General features: G+C 56.1%; 21 protein-coding genes. 17 read left to right on the forward strand and 4 right to left on the reverse strand.

Translation table 11 applies throughout. The features are described 5' to 3' along the window. Positions 1–38 precede the first annotated feature (38 nt). The 11 genes from OZ410_RS02620 to OZ410_RS02670 all read left to right on the forward strand — a co-directional run bounded on the left by OZ410_RS02620 (position 39) and on the right by OZ410_RS02670 (position 6,167). Entirely contained in the window at positions 39–974 is a 936-nt protein-coding gene (locus tag OZ410_RS02620) for a carbon-nitrogen hydrolase family protein (protein ID WP_277706351.1), read from the forward strand. Beyond that, complete coding sequence (locus OZ410_RS02625) at positions 961–1,326, forward strand: cupin domain-containing protein (RefSeq protein ID WP_277706352.1); 366 nt, start codon at positions 961–963, stop codon at positions 1,324–1,326. Before OZ410_RS02620 ends, OZ410_RS02625 begins: the two co-directional genes overlap by 14 nt. A gap of 5 nt (positions 1,327–1,331) precedes the next feature. After that, on the forward strand, positions 1,332–2,270 hold the full coding sequence (locus OZ410_RS02630) for a 2-hydroxyacid dehydrogenase (RefSeq protein ID WP_277706353.1): 939 nt from the start codon (positions 1,332–1,334) through the stop codon (positions 2,268–2,270). Positions 2,271–2,373: 103 nt separating this feature from the next. After that, positions 2,374–2,898: a DUF4199 domain-containing protein gene (locus OZ410_RS02635; protein WP_277706354.1), complete on the forward strand. Its 525-nt coding sequence runs from the start codon at positions 2,374–2,376 to the stop codon at positions 2,896–2,898. A 13-nt stretch (positions 2,899–2,911) separates the two neighbouring features. Further along, positions 2,912–3,367 (forward strand): DUF1801 domain-containing protein, encoded by a 456-nt coding sequence (locus OZ410_RS02640; protein WP_277706355.1) that lies wholly within the window; start codon positions 2,912–2,914, stop codon positions 3,365–3,367. Between the two features lie 94 nt (positions 3,368–3,461). Beyond that, on the forward strand, positions 3,462–3,851 hold the full coding sequence (locus OZ410_RS02645; RefSeq protein ID WP_277706356.1) for a VOC family protein: 390 nt from the start codon (positions 3,462–3,464) through the stop codon (positions 3,849–3,851). A 47-nt stretch (positions 3,852–3,898) separates the two neighbouring features. Continuing rightward, entirely contained in the window at positions 3,899–4,333 is a 435-nt protein-coding gene (locus tag OZ410_RS02650; protein ID WP_277706357.1) for an NINE protein, read from the forward strand. 78 nt (positions 4,334–4,411) lie between these two features. Then, positions 4,412–4,735 (forward strand): ArsR/SmtB family transcription factor, encoded by a 324-nt coding sequence (locus OZ410_RS02655; RefSeq protein ID WP_277706358.1) that lies wholly within the window; start codon positions 4,412–4,414, stop codon positions 4,733–4,735. Between the two features lie 15 nt (positions 4,736–4,750). Beyond that, a complete protein-coding gene (locus tag OZ410_RS02660; protein ID WP_277706359.1) occupies positions 4,751–5,224 on the forward strand; it encodes a DUF6428 family protein in 474 nt (157 codons plus the stop codon). Positions 5,225–5,234: 10 nt separating this feature from the next. Then, positions 5,235–5,723: a GNAT family N-acetyltransferase gene (locus OZ410_RS02665; RefSeq protein WP_277706360.1), complete on the forward strand. Its 489-nt coding sequence runs from the start codon at positions 5,235–5,237 to the stop codon at positions 5,721–5,723. A gap of 18 nt (positions 5,724–5,741) precedes the next feature. Next, positions 5,742–6,167 carry an arsenate reductase ArsC gene (locus OZ410_RS02670; RefSeq protein ID WP_277706361.1) on the forward strand — a complete coding sequence of 142 codons (426 nt, stop codon included), beginning with the start codon at positions 5,742–5,744 and terminating at the stop codon, positions 6,165–6,167. On the opposite strand, the gene OZ410_RS02675 is transcribed toward OZ410_RS02670, so the two are convergent. From OZ410_RS02675 to OZ410_RS02685, 3 genes are all read right to left on the reverse strand, one after another. Beyond that, on the reverse strand, positions 6,164–7,975 hold the full coding sequence (locus tag OZ410_RS02675) for a lysophospholipid acyltransferase family protein (RefSeq protein WP_277706362.1): 1,812 nt from the start codon (positions 7,973–7,975) through the stop codon (positions 6,164–6,166). The genes OZ410_RS02670 and OZ410_RS02675 overlap by 4 nt on opposite strands. Before the next feature lie 79 nt (positions 7,976–8,054). After that, positions 8,055–9,305: an aspartate kinase gene (locus OZ410_RS02680; RefSeq protein ID WP_277706363.1), complete on the reverse strand. Its 1,251-nt coding sequence runs from the start codon at positions 9,303–9,305 to the stop codon at positions 8,055–8,057. Further along, entirely contained in the window at positions 9,292–9,780 is a 489-nt protein-coding gene (locus OZ410_RS02685) for a GNAT family N-acetyltransferase (RefSeq protein ID WP_277706364.1), read from the reverse strand. Before OZ410_RS02685 ends, OZ410_RS02680 begins: the two co-directional genes overlap by 14 nt. A 115-nt stretch (positions 9,781–9,895) precedes the next feature. On the opposite strand from OZ410_RS02685, the gene fbp reads away from it, so the two are divergent. Next, entirely contained in the window at positions 9,896–10,903 is a 1,008-nt protein-coding gene (gene fbp, locus OZ410_RS02690; protein WP_277706365.1) for a class 1 fructose-bisphosphatase, read from the forward strand. A gap of 3 nt (positions 10,904–10,906) precedes the next feature. Here fbp and OZ410_RS02695 read toward each other — a convergent pair whose 3' ends face one another. After that, positions 10,907–11,335 (reverse strand): TerB family tellurite resistance protein, encoded by a 429-nt coding sequence (locus OZ410_RS02695; protein ID WP_277706366.1) that lies wholly within the window; start codon positions 11,333–11,335, stop codon positions 10,907–10,909. A 134-nt stretch (positions 11,336–11,469) separates the two neighbouring features. Between OZ410_RS02695 and OZ410_RS02700 the strand changes: the two genes are divergently transcribed. The 5 genes from OZ410_RS02700 to mfd are packed head-to-tail and all read left to right on the forward strand — an operon-like array spanning position 11,470 to position 20,696. After that, positions 11,470–12,483 carry a ligase-associated DNA damage response exonuclease gene (locus tag OZ410_RS02700; RefSeq protein ID WP_277706367.1) on the forward strand — a complete coding sequence of 338 codons (1,014 nt, stop codon included), beginning with the start codon at positions 11,470–11,472 and terminating at the stop codon, positions 12,481–12,483. Between the two features lies 1 nt (position 12,484). Next, positions 12,485–14,101, forward strand: coding sequence for an ATP-dependent DNA ligase (locus OZ410_RS02705; protein ID WP_277706368.1), 1,617 nt, complete (start codon positions 12,485–12,487; stop codon positions 14,099–14,101). After that, entirely contained in the window at positions 14,098–16,584 is a 2,487-nt protein-coding gene (locus tag OZ410_RS02710) for a ligase-associated DNA damage response DEXH box helicase (protein ID WP_277706369.1), read from the forward strand. The genes OZ410_RS02705 and OZ410_RS02710 overlap by 4 nt, the downstream gene beginning before the upstream one ends. Before the next feature lie 29 nt (positions 16,585–16,613). Continuing rightward, positions 16,614–17,276: a ligase-associated DNA damage response endonuclease PdeM gene (gene pdeM / locus OZ410_RS02715; protein WP_277706370.1), complete on the forward strand. Its 663-nt coding sequence runs from the start codon at positions 16,614–16,616 to the stop codon at positions 17,274–17,276. A 54-nt stretch (positions 17,277–17,330) separates the two neighbouring features. Then, on the forward strand, positions 17,331–20,696 hold the full coding sequence (mfd, locus tag OZ410_RS02720) for a transcription-repair coupling factor (RefSeq protein WP_277706371.1): 3,366 nt from the start codon (positions 17,331–17,333) through the stop codon (positions 20,694–20,696). Positions 20,697–20,703 lie beyond the last annotated feature (7 nt).

A 20,703-nucleotide genomic window follows, 5' to 3' on the forward strand; every position in this document is an offset into this window, starting at 1 on the left:
TAACCCGGGGAACCCTGGTTCCCCAAGACCCCTGAAATATGAAGGTAAAAGTTGCCGTTATTCAGGAAAGCCCGGCATTTTTCGATAAAGAAGCCGGCCTGCAACAGGTGGCTCACCTCTGTGAAACCTATGCAGCCCAGGGTTGCCGGTTAATCCTGTTTCCCGAATCCTTTATCCCGGGATACCCCAGGGGGTTTACCTTCGGCGCCCGCGTGGGCAGCCGGTCAGAAGCAGGGAGGGTCCTCTATGCGGAATACCATCGCAGCAGCTTTTCCACTGAAGGTAAAGAACGGGCTTTTCTGGAAGAGGTAGCCCGGAAAAATGGGATTTACCTGGCCATAGGGGTTACCGAAAAGGTCCCTGAACACGGCAGCCTGTATTGCTCCCTACTCTACTTTTCGCCATATACCGGATTTATGGGATCCCATCGAAAACTCAAACCCACGGGTTCTGAGCGCCTGGTCTGGGCCGAAGGGGATGCCAGCGGTCTGCTGACCTTCGACACCCCTGTTGGGCGTATCGGGGGACTTATTTGCTGGGAAAATTATATGCCGCTGGCCCGGCAGGCTATGTATCGCAAAGGGGTACAGATTTACCTGGCGCCCACGGCAGATGGGCGCCCGGGATGGACGGCCACCCTCCGGCACATTGCCCTGGAGGGAAGGTGTTTTGTGCTGGGATGCAATCAGTTTATGCGCAAGGACATGTATGCGGACGCCTACCTACCCTACCTGGAGGGAGAACCGGAAGTGATGTGCCCTGGCGGCAGCGCCATAATATCGCCTTCAGGTGAAGTACTACAAGGCCCCCTGAATGGAGAGGCCGGGGTGTTGGTAGCTGACCTGGACCTGGAGGAAACCGTCCGCACCAAGCTGGATTTTGACCCCCATGGGCATTACGCCCGCCATGATGTGTTCCAATTCGATGCCCCCGGGCAGCCCGAAATAAGAAAAGACCCCGATGAAACCGATTAACCTTAAGGAGAAACTTCAGCAATTTTCAGCCCACTGGCACCCCCACCGCATAGCTGAGGTGGACGATATGCAGGTCCTGCTGGCCAAAATAAAGGGGCCCTTTGTATGGCATGCCCACCCGGAAGAAGACGAATTGTTCCAGGTCCTGCAGGGTACGCTTTATATGCGCTTCCGCAACCGGGTAGAAACCGTCCGGCAAGGCGAACTTATTGTAGTGCCCAAAGGGGTGGAACACTGCCCCGAGACCCGAAACGACGAAGAGGTCCACCTACTGCTGTTCGAACGCAAAACCACCCGGCATACCGGGGAGGTAAACAGCGCATTAACCCAAAATCACTATCCCGAAATCTGAGCCCGATGAACGTACTGCACCTGGACGAAAACCACCCTATCCTGATCGAACGCCTGGCCGCCCTGGGCTATGAAAACCATGCGGACTACACCAGCAGCAAGGCCGAAATCATGGAAAGGATACACCAGTACGAGGGGATCATCATCCGAAGCCGCATCCCCATAGACAGGGCCTTTCTGGAAGCTGCCTCCAGGCTAAGGTTCATTGGACGGGTAGGCGCGGGACTGGAAAATATCGACACCGACTTTGCCCGCGAACGAGGGATTTACCTGGCTGCCGCTCCGGAGGGGAACCGCAATGCGGTAGGCGAACACACCCTGGGGATGTTGCTGGCCCTGCTCAACAAGCTCCATACGGCAGATGCCGAAGTGCGCAACGGGATCTGGCAGCGGGAAGCCAACCGCGGCTGGGAACTGGACGGGCGCACCGTGGGGATTATCGGTTACGGGAATATGGGGAAAGCTTTTGCCCGCAAACTCCGCGGCTTTGACGTTGAGGTGATCTGTTATGATATCCAAGGCGGGGTGGGGGACGAAAATGCCCGGCAGGTTGGCATCCTGGAATTTTTCCAGAAAGCGGATGTGGTAAGCCTGCATGTACCCCAAACGCAGCAGACTACGGGGATGGTAGATACAGCCTTTTTGGAACGATTCCACAAGCCTATCTGGATCCTAAACACGGCCCGTGGTAAATGCATCCGCACCGCGGACCTGGCGGAGGCCCTCCAGACCGGGAAGGTGCTGGGCGCAGGCCTGGATGTGCTGGAGTATGAAAAAGCATCCTTTGAGTCCCTGTTCGCGGCCGATTCCCTGCCGGAACCCCTGCAATACCTGATTCAGGCGCCCAATGTCTTACTAACGCCCCATGTGGCGGGTTGGACTGTGGAGAGCAAGGAGAAACTGGCGCAAACCGTTGCCGATAAAATCAAAGCACATTTTTCGTAAATTATCGACAGAATCCAGAACAACCTGGGTTTTCCGAACTCATGGCAAGGGGATAACCGGTTGATGCGTGCTCCGGACCTGCCACCTATTTACCACCTAGGATATGAAAGATACCATTCTTAAATACGGCGGATACGGAGCCCTGGCCATTTGCCTGCTTTTTTTGTTGGCATGGTACGCCGGTTCCGGCCTCTCCTTCGGGGCGCAGGAGGTTATTGGTTATGCTTCCATGGTCCTTGCGCTTTCTTTTGTGTATTTCGGGATCCGCCATTACCGTGAAATCCACAACGATGGGGCACTGACCCTGAAGCAGGGCCTTCGGGTGGGCCTTGGGATTACGTTAATCACGGCCCTGGCATTCGGGTTGCTGGACGTGGTTTATGTAACCTGGCTGAACCCGGATTTTATGGACACCTATTACGCCACTGTTCTGACACAGATGCAGGCAGAACTTCCGGAGGCAGAATTCCTGCAGCAGAAGGCCGAGATGGAGGCCCAGAAAGCACTTTTTACCAGTCCGGCAGTAAACTTTCTTCTGATGTTCTTCACCGTATTTCTGATTGGGTTTGTCATCACCCTGTCTTCGGCGATGATCCTGAAACGCAACCCCGGTACACCTGCCGCCTAACACCACCATTGCCATGAAATCGGAAGCCACCACCCCGGAAGCCTATCTGGAACAACTTCCCGAAGCGCGCCAAGCCGTTGTATCGCGGTTGCGGGAGGTGATCCTAGAACATTTGCCCGATGGCTTTCAGGAAACCATGAACTACGGCATGCTCGGCTATGTGGTGCCCCACAGCCGGTATCCCGCAGGCTACCATTGCAACCCGAAATTGCCCCTTCCCTTCCTGAACCTGGCCTCGCAGAAACAGTATGTGGCTCTGTACCACATGGGAATTTACGCAGACCCGGAACTCCTGCAGTGGTTCAAGGAGGCCTATGCCGCTGCCGGCGCAGGCCGGCTCGATATGGGCAAGAGCTGCATCCGCTTTAAAAAACCGGAAGAAATCCCTTTCGAACTTATCGGGGAACTGTGTACGAAAATAACCGTAGACCAATGGATTGAGCGGTACGAGCAGGCCCTTAAAAAATAATACCCGGGGCATGGAAGTTTGCTGCCTCAAGTGATGGGGGGCACCCCCCGCCCCCCAAAATCCAATTTACCCGCACCCTCTGAAATACACAATCATGAAAAAACGCGTAACCGGCCTGGGCGGCTTCTTCTTTAAGACCAAGGATCCCGATGGCATTAAAACCTGGTATAAGAAACACCTGGGTATCCCCACGGACAACTACGGCTGGACCTTTTGGTGGAAGCAGGAAGACGGCAGTCCTGGAAGTACCCAATGGAGCCCATTTCCTGAAAACACCCCCTATTTCAGCCCCAGTGCCAAGGACTTTATGATGAATTTCCGGGTGGCAGACCTGGAAGGATTGCTACCGGTCCTTCGGGAGGAGGGGGTACAGGTAATAGGCGAAATGGAGACCTACAGTTACGGAAAATTCGCCTGGATCCTGGACCCGGAAGGCAACAAGATTGAACTCTGGGAACCGGTGGACCAGGCGTTTCTGGAATAGGGAATTATTTCCTACCTTGAGGAGTCTATCAACCAATACCCATCAGCATGTCAGAAGACCATAAAGATTTAGGCGACAAGGCAGAGGAAGCCTTCGACAAAGCCAAGGAAAAGGCCCACGCCATGGGCGAGGAGGCCAAGGAAGCTGCAGGCGAATTTAAGGAGGAAGCCCAAAAGACTGCCCGGGAATTCAAGGAAGGCCTGGAATCCGCCGGAGGGGATAACAAAAAAATCCTGGCCGGAATCCTGGCTATCATTCTGGGGTCCTTGGGGATTCACAAATTCGTGCTGGGATATCAGAAGGAAGGGATCATTTTGTTGGTGCTGACCATTATCGGATTTATCCTGACCTGTGTGGGTATCGGGGTATTCCTGGTATGGGGCACCGGGGTCATCGGCCTTATCGAGGGAATCATCTACCTGACCAAAAGCGACGAGGAATTCTACAACACCTACCAGGTAGGGCGCAAACCCTGGTTCTAGAAAAAAAGGGCTGGATTTTCGTTCCGGCCTTTTTTATTTCAATTACAAATCGTAATATTGCGATATATAAATTTGACCATGGGGGTAACCAAGAGCGAACTCTTCAATCCGCAACAGAACGAAATGGCGCAGATCGCCAAGGTACTGGCGCATCCGGCCCGGGTGGCCATCCTGCAATACATCTCCCGGCAGGATGCCTGTATCTGCGGAGACCTGGTGGAGGAAACCGGTTTGGCACAGGCCACCATTTCACAGCACCTGAGCGAAATCAAGAAGATCGGGTTGCTCAAGGGGAACTTCCAGGGGAAAAACCTGTGCTACTGTATTGATAAGGAACGCTGGGAAGCCATCCACGACCTATTTGAATCCTTTTTTACCCGCATTGGCCAACAATGCTGTTAATCTAAAACCCTCAACATGACCACTCGAGAATTCTTGCAGGTATTACGCCTGCACCCCGGAAAAAAACTTCAATTCGAATACCGGGAGGGGGCACAACTGCGCCCGGATTACCATATCACCGAAGTCAAGAACGTGCTCATCAACGCCACAGATTGCGGCGGGCGATCCGACCAGTGGGAAGAAACCGTGATCCAGTTGTGGGAAGCCCCACAACCCGAACCGGACCACGGCCCCATCACCACGGAAAAAGCCCTGGCCATCCTGGAGCGCGTAAACCAAAGCCAACGGCTGATGGCGCAGAGCCTGCTGAAATTCGAATACGGCAATGCCGGGTTCCACACGGCCCAACTGCATGTGGGACCCGTATCGGTAACGGACAACACCCTGCTGATCGGCTTACAGCCGGAAGCCACCCAGTGCAAGGCACAGGACCTTTGCGGCGTAGTCCCGGAAACCGAAGGCTGCAGCCCGGGCAGCGGTTGCTGCTAAACCTATGGCCATGGAGATCCGACCTATGCTAGCTACAGACTGGCCCGAAGTGGCCCGGATTTACCGGGAAGGCATCGCCACGGGATTTGCCACCTTCGAAACCGAAGCCCCGCAGTACGAGGCCTGGAACCGGGCCCACCTGCCCGAATGCCGCCTTGTGGCCGAACAGAAGGGTTCCGTACTGGGGTGGGCAGCCCTTTCCCCCGTATCCGGGCGATGTGTATATGGGGGGGTGGCCGAAGTCAGTATCTATATCGGGGACGGAAACCGCGGCAAAGGTATCGGGATGCGCCTGATGGAACACCTGATCCGGGAAAGCGAGGCAGCCGGCCTCTGGACCCTCCAATCCGGGATTTTCCCGGAAAATGAAGCCAGTATCCGCCTGCACGAAAAGGCAGGGTTCCGGCGCCTGGGTTATCGGGAAAAAGTAGCTTTGCACCAGGGGGTATGGAAAGACAATGTCCTTTTTGAACGCCGCAGCCCCACGGTTGGACTTTAATCCAATAAAGAAAAAAACATGAAGAATATTTTAGTGCTGTGTACCGGAAATTCCTGCCGCAGCCAGATGGCCCATGGTTACCTGAAGGCCCTGCAGGCCAGCCCTGTGGCAAATGTGTACAGCGCCGGCATCGAAACCCACGGCCTGAATCCGGATGCTGTGGCCATCATGGCCGAGGACGGGGTGGATATATCCGCCCATACCTCCAACCATGTAGACGAATACCAGGGCATAGCCTGGGATTACATCATCACGGTTTGTGACCACGCTTACGAAAATTGCCCGTATATCCCGGCCCCCGGGGCCAGGAGGCTGCATCACAATTTTATGGATCCGTCTAAAGTGGAGGGCACTCCGGAAGAGCGGCACCAGGCCTTCCTGGAGGCCCGAAACCAAATCCGGGATTACTGTAAGGATTTCCTGGAGCGCGAGTTTAAGGGCTAATCCCCGTTCTGGCCTTCCGCAAGTTTGCGTTCCAGTTCGGCCTGGAACTCCTCCATTACCGGCCGCACGGTATCCTCCGGCAGGTCGGCTATGCGGATATACATCAGGCCGTCCACGGAGTTGTTAAAAAGGGGGTCCACGTTAAAAGCCACAACCTTCGCATTCTGTTTGATGTACTTTTTGATCAGGACTGGCAGGCGCAGGCTGCCGGGTTCCACCTCCGAGATCAGGCGGTCGAATTTATTGAGGTCCGCTTCGGTTTCGTCGAAGACAAACTCCTTATCCGCATCATTGAGTTTAACCTTGAATTCCTTTTTGGGACGGATGTACTGGGCCACATAGGGGTCCCAGTAATTAGACTTCATAAACTCGATCATCAGCGATTTGGAGAAATTGGAAAACTGGTTGCTGATGCTCACCCCCCCAATCAGGTATTTGTGCTGGGGAAAGCGCAGGGTGGTATGCACAATCCCTTTCCAGAGCAGGAAAAGGGGCATGGGCTTCTGCTGGTATTCCTCCACGATGTAAGCGCGCCCCATTTCGATGGATTGTTGCATCATCCCGTATAATTCGGGTTCAAAGCGGAACAGGTCCTGCAGGTAAAACCCATCTATACCAAAGTTCTCAAATATTTCTGCCCCCATCCCCATGCGGTAGGCCCCGACAATTTTCTTTTCCTGCCCGTCCCACAAAAAGAGGTGATGGTAGTAGTCGTCAAACCGGTCCAGGTCTATGGACTTGTTGGTGCCCTCACCTATGGCGCGAAAGGTGGTTTCCCGTTGCCGTCCGATTTCCTGCAGGATAAAGGGCATATCTTTTTTCTGGGCCAGGAAAACTTCATAATTCTTGCTCTGCAGCAGTCGGCAATCCTTCTCCCTCAGCTTCCCGATTTCCCCTTCTATGACCTCCGTGCGCACGGCCGAGGCAATGCGCCTGGGGGGCTTGGGTATTTTGATGGAACTCGGAATCTGGTCAATTAGCCGTTCCTTTTCATAGGGATTGGCCAGCAGGTAAGTCTTCCGCCGGAGCAGGTCTGCATATTCCTCCAGGGTTTCCTGTTCCTTCTGGGCCGCCACCCCAATTGGCTGACCAATACGCACCTTGATGGGGCGGTTGCGCTGGGTTACCAGTTCTGTAGGCAAACGGGCGGTACGGAACTTTTCGTCTATACGGGATAGCTGGTAGAACAACCGGCTATTGCGGGCGTGAAAATACACCGGGACCACCGGGACCTCTGCCTTGCGGATCAGTTTCAGGGCGCCATCCTCCCACGGGCGGTCCACAAAATGGTGGCCTTCCCGGTAGGTAGAGACTTCCCCGGCAGGGAAAATCCCAAGGGGGTGGCCACTCCTTAAATGTTCCAGTGCCTGCTTGACCCCGGCAATGGAGCTCTTGGCATCCTGCCGGTCCTCAAAGGGATTCACCGGCATGATATAGGGTGCCAGAGGGGCAATGCGCTGCAGCAAAAAATTGGCTATGATTTTGTAATCTGCCCGGTGGGCCAGCAACAGCTTCAGCAACAACACCCCGTCAATCCCACCCAGCGGATGGTTGCTGATGGTGATAAAAGGGCCTTCCTTGGGCAGGCGTTTAAAGTCTTCCTCCGGAATCTCGAAGTCGATTTCGTAGTGTTCCAGGATGCGTTCCAGAAGCTCCGGGCCGGACAGGTCCTGGTGTTTTTTGTAAAACCGGTTCAGGTTGCTGATGCGGGTCAGGCGCATCAGGATCCAGGCCATAAAGGTTCCCAGAAACCCATAGCGGTCCAGATGGATGGCCTGCGCCACTTCCCGTGCCGTAACTAAACTCATAACGGAACTTCTGTGGTGTTAAAGATAGAAAAATGGGCACTCCTCCGGGGGAATCGCGGAATTTTTTGGTGCAGTAGGATTATTTGACCACCAGCTGAACAGTTTCCTTCCCGCGCTGTTCCAGCAACACTTCCCGACCATTTTGCAGGGACTGTATGGCCTGCTGGTCAAAATGGCGTACGGTGTAGAGAGATACCCCGGTGTGGTGCACCACCTTAAAACGCCCGCGCAACTGGGCCAGTAGTTCCTCCAGCCTCCCGTATTTATCGTCAAAGCAAACCGAGAAACTGATGGCAGAATTCTGGATCAGGTCTACCTTCATCCGGTGGGCATGCAGCAATTTGAACAGGTCACTGATGTTATCTTCCACAATGAAGGAAAAATCCAGGGATGAGAGTTTCATCAGCACCTGGTCTTTCTTCAGGATAAAGCAAGGGATTTCCGGCGATATCCCTTTGCCTTTCCCCACCACCGTACCGGGGTCGGCCGGGTTCAGGAAAGACTTTACATGGAGGGGGATTTCCTTGCGCTGCAGGGGCTGCAGGGTTTTGGGGTGGATTACCGATGCCCCGTAAAAAGCCAGTTCAATTGCCTCCCGGTACGAGATGTGATGCAAGAGGCTGGCCTGGTCAAAATAGCGCGGATCTGCATTGAGCACCCCGGGAACATCTTTCCAGATGGTCACCGATTCCGCATTTAGGCAATAGGCGATAATGGCCGCGGTGTAATCTGAGCCTTCCCGCCCCAGGGTGGTTGTGAAATTGTTTTCGTCACTACCCAGGAACCCCTGGGTGATGAAGAGTTCGCGCGTCCCGGCCAGCTCCGATATGGCCTCCTGGGTCCGGTCCCAGTCTACATTCCCATCCCGGTAATTCGCATCGGTCTTGATATATTCTCGAATATCCAGCCAGGTATTGGACAAACCCTCGGCTTTCAGGTAAGCACTAACAATGGCCGTGGAAAGAAGTTCTCCATAGCCTACCACCTGGTCATAGACAAAACTGTATTTGGGGGACTTGTTCCAGGCCAGGAACCCGCGGACCTCGGCAAAAAGGTCCCGAACCCGGGTATAAACCGGATGGGTTGCAGCCGGGAAGAGGTCCCCGAGGATGCGCGTATGAAATTCCTCCACCTGGGCCAGGGCACCCGAGAGGGCCTCCTTATCCTCAAAATAAGCCCGCACCACGGCTTCCATGGCATTGGTGGTCTTGCCCATGGCAGATACTACCAGGAAGGTTTGTTCGGTTCCGGTCTCGCGCAGAACCTGTAAAACATTGCGTACGCCTTCGGCATCCTTTACCGATGCACCGCCAAACTTAAATACCCGCATAGGTCTTCAGATATTGGTCGATCCCTTCCCGGTCCAGCTGTACCACATCCCAGTCCCTCAGGATTCGCGCGCCCCGGGACTTGTAGAAACGGATGGCCGGTTCGTTCCAGTCCAGTACCTCCCAGCTTACCCTGCCGGCCCCGGTGTGCTGTGCATGCCGGATCACCTCGGTAAGGAGGGCGCTGCCAATTCCGGAGCCACGGGCAGGTTCGGTCACGATCAGGTCTTCCAGGTGTAGGGCAGGACCTTTCCAGGTAGAATACCGGGGGTAAACCAGGGCCATCCCGTCCACACCCATCCCGCTATCCGCCACAAAGCACTGGAATTTGGGATTGGGGCCAAACCCATCTTCCCGGAGTTGCTCCACGGTCACTTCCACCGCGTCAGGCTCCTTCTCATAGATGGCCAGTTCGGTTATCAACCGGTGAACGGCCGGCATATCGGCTTCGCGGGCAGGTCGGATCGTATAATTCATAATTGTTGCAAATAAAACATAAAGTTATATATCTTCATTTTCTTCGGGCTACGAAAACGTTATAGTTTCACAAAATAAGCGATATTTGTGGCCAGAAACACCTAACCCACCCGCTATGCAGTGGAAATCGAAGACCCTGGGCGAATTTATCATCGAAAACCAGGCCGAATTCCAGTATTCCACCGGAGAACTCTCCAAGCTCATCAATGCCATCCGCCTGGCCGCAAAGGTAGTTAACCACGAGGTAAACAAGGCCGGCCTGATCGATATCCTGGGTGCCGCCGGGGAAACCAACGTGCAGGGGGAAAGCCAGCAGAAACTGGATGTCCTGGCCAATGAAAAATTTATCCAGGCGCTCCGGAACCGGGAAATCGTATGCGGCATTGCCTCGGAGGAGGAGGAAGACTTTATTGCCATCAATTCCCAGGACGATAACCACCAGAACAAATACGTAGTGCTGATCGACCCCCTGGACGGCTCCTCCAACATTGATGTGAATGTCTCCGTGGGCACCATCTTCTCCGTGTACCGGCGGGTAACGCCCCAGGGCAGCCCGGTAACCCTGCGGGATTTCCTGCAGCCGGGGGTGAACCAGGTGGCCGCCGGGTATATCATCTACGGCACCTCCACCATGCTGGTGTATACTACCGGGCACGGGGTCAACGGCTTTACCCTGAACCCCGCCATCGGCACCTTCTACCTGTCTCACCCGAACATGCAATTCCCCGAAACGGGACGCATCTATTCAGTCAATGAGGGGAACTATATTCACTTTCCCCAGGGGGTCAAGGATTATATCAAATATTGCCAGATGGAAGAAGGCGACCGCCCCTATACCTCAAGGTATATAGGCTCCCTGGTGTCGGACTTTCACCGGAATATGATCAAGGGCGGGATATATCTGTATCCCAAGAGCAGCATCAACAATAACGGCAAACTCCGGCTGCTGTACGAATGCAACCCGATGGCGTTCCTGGCCGAACAGGCCGGGGGCAAGGCGTCGGACGGGTACCAGCGGATCATGGAAATCCAGCCCACCGAATTGCACCAGCGGGTTCCTTTCTTTTGCGGGAGCCGGAAAATGGTAGAAACCGCCGAGGAATTCATGGCCCGAAGGGCCTGAACCTCAGTGTTCTTTCTGAATCAGGTACAGGTAGTCTTCAAAGGGGATACGCCCGGTAAAGATCGCTACGGACTTGGCGATAACCTCGTCTGCCTTTTTATGGGTGAACCCGATGCCCAGGGCGTATTTTTTCACCAGCGCCATTTCCTCGTTATCGATCTGGTGGTCCGAGAAAATGATGCGGAAAAAATCGAAGAGGCGTTCGTACCGCTGTTCCATTTCGAAGGGGGCTTCTATGGGGTACTGGTTCTCCTTTTTCATCACCTCCTTGTACTCCTCGGGGGTTATGTTCAACTTGGAGGCAAACCGGTCGATCACTTCTTTTTCCGGGGGGGTGATGGCACCGTCCACGGCAGCCAGGGAAGCCAGGGCCGCAAAGTGAGCCAGATTACGCCGTTTTTCGGAGTGGTTGTACAGATCCAGGATGGGCATATTGTGCGATTGAATTTAGGGCAAATATACCGCTTTGTTCCTTTTTTACCCAGTGGGATACCGCATTTCTTACGCCGTCTCCAGGGGTCTCTGGCCCTATGGAAAATTGCAGAATTCCGTACCTTCATGCCGCTATGAGAAAGCCCCTCCTGGAATTTACGGACAAAGGGATTTATTGCGCCAGGGCCGGAGTATACCTGGACCCCTGGAAACCGGTCGAAAAAGCCCTCATAACCCACGGGCATTCGGACCATAGCCGTTGGGGGCATGGCTCTTACCTGACCCACCGCCTGAACGTCCCTATTATCCGCCACCGTTTGGGGGAGATTAAAACCCAGGGGGTGGAATGGGGGGAACCTATCCGGATCCGGGGGGTGGAATTCTGCTTTCACCCGGCCGGGCATATCATTGGCTCCTCCCAGATCCGCGTGGCCTACAAAGGTGAGGTCTGGGTATTTTCCGGAGATTACAAAGCCCATGCCGACGGCTTGGCCACCCCTTTTGAACCTGTGCCCTGCCATACCTTTATCACCGAATGCACTTTTGGGCTCCCTGCTTTTTCCTGGCTTCCCCAGGCAAGGGTTATGGAAGACATCCACGCCTGGTGGGCCCGCAACCGGGAAGCGGGTAAAACCTCGGTACTGTTCGCCTATTCTCTGGGCAAAGCTCAGCGGCTGCTTGCGGCCCTGGATACCGGGATTGGCCCCATTTACACCCACGGCGCCATCGAAAATATGAACGAGGTGGTACGCACCCTAACCCCCCTGCCTGCAACCCGACGGATCACCAGGGAAACCCCGGCCTCGGAAGTTCGTGGCCAATTGGTGCTGGCCCCTCCAAGTGCCCATGGCAGCCCTTGGATCCGGCGCATGGTGCCCTTTGAAACCGCCACGGCCAGCGGCTGGATGGCTTTTCGCGGTGCCCGCAGGCGACGGGCGGTAGACCGGGGCTTTGTGTTGAGCGATCACTGCGACTGGGAGGAGTTGCTGGCAAGTATCCGCGCTACGGGGGCGGAAAAAGTGATCTGCACCCATGGATATTCCGATATTTTTTCCCGCTACCTGCGGGAGCAGGGCTACGATGCACGCACCGAGCAGACCCAGTACGAAGCGGAAACCCCGGAATCCGAAACCTCACCCGAGGCCTGATATGGAAGCTTTTGCCCATTTGATCCGCACCCTGGACAGCACCAACAAGACCAATGTGAAGGTTGCTGCCCTGGCCGCGTATTTCCGGGAAGCCCCGGATCCGGATAAGGTGTGGACCATTGCCATCCTCTCCCACCGCCGGCCACCGCGGCCTGTAAACACGCGCTTGTTGCGGGAATGGGCTGCAGAAATGGCCGGCATCCCTATGTGGCTCTTTGAAGAGAGTTACCACATTGTGGGCGACCTGGCCGAAACCATCGCCCTGGTCCTGCCCCACCCTGAAAATGGAGGTGCCCCCCTGCCTTCCCTGTCCGAATACCTGGAGGACATGGTAGGACTCAAGCCCCTAGACGAAGTGGAAAAGAAGGCCTATGTTTGGAAACAGTGGGGACGAATGGATTACTACCAGCGCTTCGTCTTCAACAAATTTATTACGGGAGGCTTCCGAATTGGCATCAGCCAGAAACTCATGACCCGGGCCCTGGCGCAGGCCACAGGCGTGGACGAACCCCTGTTGGCCTACCGCCTGATGGGCAACTGGGACCCGGCCACCACCGGGTTTGCGGAACTCGTGCTGGAAGCGCGGGATTCCGATCGGGATGCAAGACCCTTTCCATTTTACCTGGCCTATGCCCTGCAAGATGGCCCCGAGGCCCTGGGCGACCCGGCCGCCTGGCTCATGGAACACAAATGGGACGGGATACGGGCTCAGGTACTGCTGCGCAACGGGGAGGTGTATGTCTGGAGCCGGGGGGAGGAACTCGTTACCGATCAGTACCCGGAATTCCAAAGCCTGGTGAACACCGTTCCGGAAGGCACCGTCCTGGATGGCGAAATACTGCCCTACCCGAAAGGGGAAATCGGCAGTTTCCGGGACCTGCAAAAACGCCTGGGCCGAAAAAGCATAAGCGCCGCCCTGCTTAAAAAAACCCCGGTAATCCTCAGGGCCTACGACCTGCTGGAGTGGGAGGGGAAGGACATCCGCCACCTGCCCTTCCGGGAGCGCAGGGCCCTTTTGGACCCCTTGGTTGCCCCCCTGGCCCCGGACCCGGAAATTCCCCTGGACCTCTCCGTAACAGCAGAGGTAAAGGACTGGAAAGCAGCAGCCTTAGAAAGGGGCCGGGCGCGGGAACTCCGGTCGGAAGGACTTATGCTGAAACACCGGGATGCCCCCTACGGGGTGGGTCGCAAAAAAGGCGACTGGTGGAAATGGAAGGTGGACCCCTATACGGTGGATGCCGTACTCACCTACGCCATGCGGGGTCACGGCCGGCGCAGCAACCTCTTTACGGACTACACCTTTGCCCTTTGGGACCAGAAGGAGGACGGAAAAAGGGAGCTGGTCACTTTTGCCAAGGCCTATTCCGGCCTGACCGATGCCGAATTCCGGCAGGTGGATGCCTGGATCAAACGCCATACGCTGGAACGTTTTGGTCCGGTGCGGTCTGTGGAACCGGAACAGGTCTTTGAAATTGCCTTTGAAGGTATTGCGGCTTCCGGCCGGCATAAAAGCGGGGTGGCCACCCGCTTCCCGAGAATCGTGCGCTGGAGGAAAGATAAACCGGCAGCCGAAGCCGACACCCTGCAAACCCTAAAGCGCTGGATCCCGGAATTGTGAAGCCCCGTACTCCAAAATACAGTGAATGGACCGATCAGGCACAAGCCTGGTTCCAGAGCCAGGGATGGAAGCCCTTCCCGTTCCAGGAGGAGACCTGGGAGGCCTTCATGGAGGGCAAACACGGCTTGCTTAATGCCCCCACCGGCAGCGGCAAGACCTATGCCCTCTGGTTTCCGATCCTGCTCAACTACATGCGGGCGCACCCGGACTACGCCACAAAACACCGCAAAGGGCTGAAAGCCATCTGGATTACCCCTTTAAGGGCCCTGTCCCAGGAAATCCGACAGTCTGCCGAGCGCATCCTGGAAGACCTTCAAATCCCATTTGAAGTAGGCATCCGCACCGGCGACACCTCCACGGCCGAACGCAACCGGCAGCGCAAGACCATGCCGGATTTGCTGATCACCACCCCGGAGAGTTTGCAACTGCTGCTCGCCACCAAGGGATACGCCAAACTCTTCCGGGAGTGCAGTGCGGTGGTTGTGGACGAATGGCACGAATTGCTGGGCAGCAAGCGGGGCGTGCAGATGGAGCTGGCGCTTTCCCGCCTGAAAAGCGTTTGCCCAAACCTCAGAATCTGGGGAATTTCGGCCACCATCGGCAACCTGGAGCAAGCCCGGGAGGTTTTGCTTGGGCCAGCCTCGGAAGCCCTGGAAAATTCCGTGATGATCCGGGCCCACGTCCCCAAGCGCATAACGGTGAAGAGCCTCCTCCCGGAACAAATGGATACCTTTCCCTGGCGGGGCCACCTGGGGCTGCATATGCTGGAAGCCATTATCCCCATCCTGGAGCAGAGCAAAACCACGCTGATCTTTACCAATACCCGGGGGCAGTGCGAAATCTGGTTCCAACAACTCCTGGAACGCCACCCGGAACTGGCCGGGGAAATTGCGATGCACCACGGCAGCATAGACAAGGAAACCCGGTTGTGGGTAGAACAGGCCATCCGCAACGAAAGCCTGAAAGCCGTGGTGTGCACCTCCAGCCTGGACCTGGGGGTGGATTTTGCCCCGGTAGAGACCGTCATCCAGATAGGCGGGCCCAAAGGGGTGGCCCGGTTCCTGCAGCGGGCCGGGCGCAGCGGGCACCGGCCCGGGCGTGAGAGCGTGATCTATTTCCTGCCCACACACGCCATAGAACTGGTAGAGGCCGCTGCCCTGCAACAGGCGGTAAAACTGCAGGCCGTGGAAGACCGGACCCCCTACCTGAACAGTTTTGACGTGCTGGTGCAATACCTTACTACCCTGGCCGTTTCGGATGGGTTTTACCCGGAGGATATCTACAGGGAAGTTTCACAGACCTTTTGCTACCAGGCCATGTCCCGGGAGCAGTGGGAATGGCTGCTGAACTTCCTGGTGCTGGGCAGCCAGAGCCTGCAGTCCTACGACGAGTACAAAAAGGTGGAGGTGGCCGAAGACGGCCGGCTGCAAGTGACCAACCGCGGGGTGGCCATGCGCCACCGGTTCCAGATCGGGACCATAGTCGGGGATGCCCAACTGACCGTAAAATACCAGAAAGGCGGTTATATCGGGACCATAGAGGAATACTTCATCTCCCAGTTAAAGGCGGGCGATGTCTTCACCTTTGCCGGCAGGAACCTGGAATTCCTGCGCATACGCGACATGGTAGCCCTGGTTCGTCATTCCCCGAAGAAGGCGGGCAAGACCCCCAGTTGGATGGGCGGGCGGCTTACGCTTTCCAGCGAGATGTCCCGCATCCTGAGGGAAGAACTTTATTCTGCCGCCATGCCCCTGGGCCAACAGGCTGTCGAAATCCGGGCACTGCAACCCCTCTTTGAAAGGCAGCGGCTGGAGAGTATCGTGCCCGGCCCGGACCAGTTCCTTTTGGAAACCTTCCGCACCCGGGAAGGGTACCACTATATCTTTTACCCCTTCGAAGGGCGTTTTGTGCACGAGGCCATGGCCAGTTTACTGAGTTACCGTATTAGCCTGCTGACCCCCATCACCTTTTCCCTGGCCTATAACGATTACGGCTTTGAGCTGCTCTCGGACCAGGAACTGGATGTGCAAATGGTACTGGACAACAACCTGTTCAGCCCGAAATACCTCCTGGACGATCTGCAAAAAAGCCTGAATGCCACGGAAATGGCCCGCAGAAAGTTCCGGGATATTGCCGTGATCAGTGGGTTGGTCTTTACCGGCTACCCCAACAAGGGGGTAAAGATGAAGCACCTGCAAAGCAACTCCCAATTGCTCTTTGAGGTGTTCCGGGATTACGAACCGGACAACCTCCTGTTCCGGCAAGCCTTTACGGAAACCTTCGAACACCAGCTGGAGGAAGGGCGGTTGCGTCTGGCCCTGGAACGCATCGAAGAACAGGAAATCGTATGGCGCGCCTGCGAGAAACCCACCCCTTTTTCCTTCCCGATTATCACGGACAGGCTTCGGGAAAAACTCTCCAGCGAGAAACTGGCGGATCGCATCCGCAGGATGACACGTATCCTGACCGGGGGCGGGCGCTAGGCGAAGCACGGAATTGATACCTTTGCGCCATGGTCCATACGGAAATTATTGGCGGGGAAACCCTGGAGATGCACCCCTGGGGGGTCCTGTACTGGAAGGCCCGGGGTATGCTGTTGCTGAGCGACCTCCACCTGGGGAAGGTCACCCATTTTCGGAAATATGGGGCCGCTGTACCCCTGGAAGCTCTGCAACGAAACTTCAACCGCCTTCGCCACCTGACGGACATTTACCGCCCGGAGCGCATTTGTTTTCTGGGCGACCTCTTCCACTCCCACATGAACCGGGAATGGGAGCTTTTTGAGGCCTGGGTCAAAACCTGCGCGGCCCGCCTGGATCTGGTGGTAGGCAACCACGACATCATTGATCCGGTACGCTTTGAAGCCCTGGGCATATCCTGCCGGGACCAATGGGAAATAGGCCCCTTTAAACTGACCCACCACCCGGCCGAAAGCGAAGACCGTTTTAACATCTCAGGCCACATCCACCCGGCAGTGCGCCTGGCCGGGGCTGGCCGCCAGCGCCTTCGATTGCCGGTTTTTTACCTCCGGCAACGGCAATTGATCCTCCCGGCCTTTGGAGCTTTTACCGGCACCCATGTGGTTTCCCCGGAACCCGGGGAGCGCCTTTACGCCCTTGCGGGGGAAACCGTACTGCCCCTGGATGCCCTGGACGCACGCCTGAGCCGCAGGTAACCTACAGTTTGCCCGGGTGGACGGGGCCGCGTATTTTTGCAAAAATTTTTGTCTTTGAGTCTGGCCGCTATCCGGGAACGTTTCCAACAGGCCCCCATCTTCGGGGATCTGAGAAACCTCCTATCCCAACCCAAGGCGGCCGTAAGCCTGAAAGGCCTCTCCGGGTCCTCCCTTTCCTTTGTGGTGGCCGAAGCTTTCTCCAGCCTGGAAGCCCCATTCCTGCTGGTCCTGGAAGACAAGGAGGAAGCCGCTTACTACCTGAACGACCTGGAGGCTTTGCTGGGGCAGGAGCACGTCTTGTTCTTTCCGGGTAGCTACCGCCGCCCTTATGAAATTGAGGAAACGGACAACGCCAATGTGCTGCTGCGGGCCGAGGTGCTGAGCCGGATCAATTCGCGAAAAAAGCCGGCCCTGCTGGTCAGTTATCCGGAAGCCCTTTTCGAAAAGGTGGTAACCCGCCAGCAACTCAAGCAAAATACCCTGGGCCTGCGCGTGGGCGACACTCTTTCCCTGGACTTCCTGAATGAAACCCTTTTTGAATACCACTTTAAACGGGTGGATTTTGTAACCGAACCAGGGGAGTTTTCGGTACGTGGGGGGATTGTGGACGTATTCTCTTTTTCACACGACGAACCTTATCGTATAGAATTCTTCGGGGACGAGGTAGACAGCATCCGTAGCTTCGAGGTAGAGAGCCAGCTCTCTACCGGGCCTCTGAAAAAAATAAGCATCATCCCCAACCTGGCCGATAAGATGCTGCTGGAAACCCGGGTGAGCTTCCTGGAATACCTGCCCGAAAATACGGTGGCCTGGATCAAGCAGCCCAGGTTGGGCCAGACGCGGCTGCAGGATCTCTTCAAAAAGGCGCAGGAAACCTTCGACGCCCTGGAAGGCGAAGTGGCCCGGGCAGAGCCGGCGGCCCTGTTCCTGGACGGGCAGGCCTTTGCCAACGGCCTTTCCTCCTTCCGTCGGGTGGCTCTTGGTGCAAGCTGGGAAGATCGGGCAGATGCCCCTGCCCTGGAGTGGCCTGTAACCCCCCAGCCGGCCTTTAACAAGCACTTTGATTTACTTCGGGACCGCCTGGTGGAAAACCACCAGAAAGGGATGCAGAATTTCCTGTTCTGCGCCTCCGAGCAGCAAGCCAGGCGCTTCCACGACATCTTTGATGAAATCGGCAAGGACGTACCTTATGAGACCCTGGTCCACCCCTTGTACCAGGGCTTTGAACTGGAAGCCCTGGGCCTGTGCTGCTATACCGACCACGAGATTTTTGAACGGTACCACCGATTCCACCTGCGGGACGGGTACGCCAAGAAGCAGGCCATTACCCTGAAGGAGCTCAACAAGCTGGAAATCGGGGATTACGTGACCCACATCGACCACGGGATCGGGAAGTTCGGAGGCTTGCAGAAGATACAGGTGGAAGGCAAAACACAGGAAGCCATCAAACTGATCTACGGAGACCGGGACATCCTGTATGTGAGCATCCATTCCCTGCATAAAATTGCCAAGTACAACGGGAAGGACGGCACCGTCCCGAAAATCTACAAACTGGGGTCCGGTGCCTGGAATAAAATCAAACAAAAGACCAAATCGCGGGTCAAAAAGATTGCCTTTGACCTGATTGAGGTATACGCCAAACGGCGGATGCGCAAAGGGTATGCCTATAACCCGGACAGCTACCTGCAGCACGAGCTGGAAGCCTCCTTCCTCTACGAGGACACCCCGGACCAGAGTACGGCCACCGAGGCCGTCAAAGCCGATATGGAGAGCGAGACCCCCATGGACCGGCTGATCTGCGGGGATGTGGGCTTCGGGAAAACGGAAATCGCCATCCGGGCGGCATTTAAGGCTGTGGACAACGGGAAGCAGGTGGCCGTACTGGTGCCAACCACCATCCTGGCCTTCCAGCACTTTCGCACCTTTAAAGAACGGATGGCGGATATGCCCGTTACCGTAGATTACCTGAACCGGTTCCGCTCTGCCAAGGACCGGCGCCAACTGCTGGATAATCTGGCTTCAGGAAAACTGGATATTGTGATCGGGACTCACCAGCTGGTCGGGAAGCAGGTGGCTTTTAAGGACCTGGGGTTGCTCATCATAGACGAGGAACAGAAATTCGGGGTTTCCGTAAAGGATAAGCTCAAGAGCCTGAAGGAAAACATCGACGTGCTTACCCTAACGGCCACGCCCATCCCGCGTACCTTACAATTCAGCCTGATGGCGGCACGGGACCTCTCGGTGATCAACACCCCGCCCCCCAACCGCTACCCGATTGAAAGCCGGGTGATCCGCTTTGACGAGAACGCCATCCGCGATGCCATTGCCTATGAGATCCAGCGGGGCGGGCAGGTATTCTTTGTCCACAACCGCATCGAGAATATCCGGGAAGTAGCCGGAATGCTGCAACGCCTGGTGCCGGATGCCAAGATTGCCGTGGGCCACGGGCAGATGGACGGCAAAAAGCTGGAGCAGCTCATGCTGAATTTTATGAATGGGAGCTTTGATGTGCTGGTGTCGACCACCATTATTGAAAGCGGGCTGGACGTGAGCAATGCCAACACCATCTTTATCAACAACGCCAACAATTTTGGCCTGAGCGACCTGCACCAGATGCGGGGCCGGGTGGGCCGGAGCAACAAAAAGGCCTTTTGTTACTTCATTACCCCGCCCTACGAGGTCATGACCCCGGAAGCCCGCAAACGCATACAGGCCCTAGAGCAGTTTACCGAATTGGGCAGCGGCTTCAACATCGCCATGAAGGACCTCGAAATCCGCGGAGCCGGAGACCTTCTGGGGGCCGAACAAAGCGGGTTTATCAATGAAATCGGGTTTGAGACCTACCAGAAAATCCTGGCCGAGGCCGTGGAGGAGCTTAAGGAAAATGAATTCCGGGAACTCTACCAGGAGGAGCGCGGCAAAAAACGGACCTATGTGCGGGAAACCCAGATCGACACCGATTTTGAACTGTTGTTCCCGGACGAGTACATCAACAACATTACCGAGCGCCTTACCCTCTACACCGAGCTGAACGCGTGCCAGGACGACGATGCCCTGCATACGTTCCGGGAACACCTGAAGGACCGTTTTGGCCCCCTGCCCCCTCAGGCCGAAGCCCTGCTGGAGTCCGTACAGCTCAAAGGGCTGGCCTCCAAATTGGGATTGGAAAAACTGGTAATGAAAAACGGCAAACTGGTCGGGTATTTTGTGGCGGACCAGGATTCGGACTTTTACCAGAGTCCCGCGTTTACTTCCCTGATCCGCAAGATCCAGGGCGGGTACTCCGACGGCAAACTCAAGGAGAAACAGACGCGAAATGGGTTGCGGCTGCTGCTCACCTTCGAAGGCGTGAAAAGCGTACGGCAGGCCCTGGAATCCCTGCAGGCCCTGGCCCTTTCCCCTGCCACCCCGGAAGCCTGAGGCCCGG

This window comes from Robiginitalea aestuariiviva (assembly GCF_029537735.1).
GTDB classification, from domain to species: Bacteria; Bacteroidota; Bacteroidia; order Flavobacteriales; family Flavobacteriaceae; genus Robiginitalea; species Robiginitalea aestuariiviva.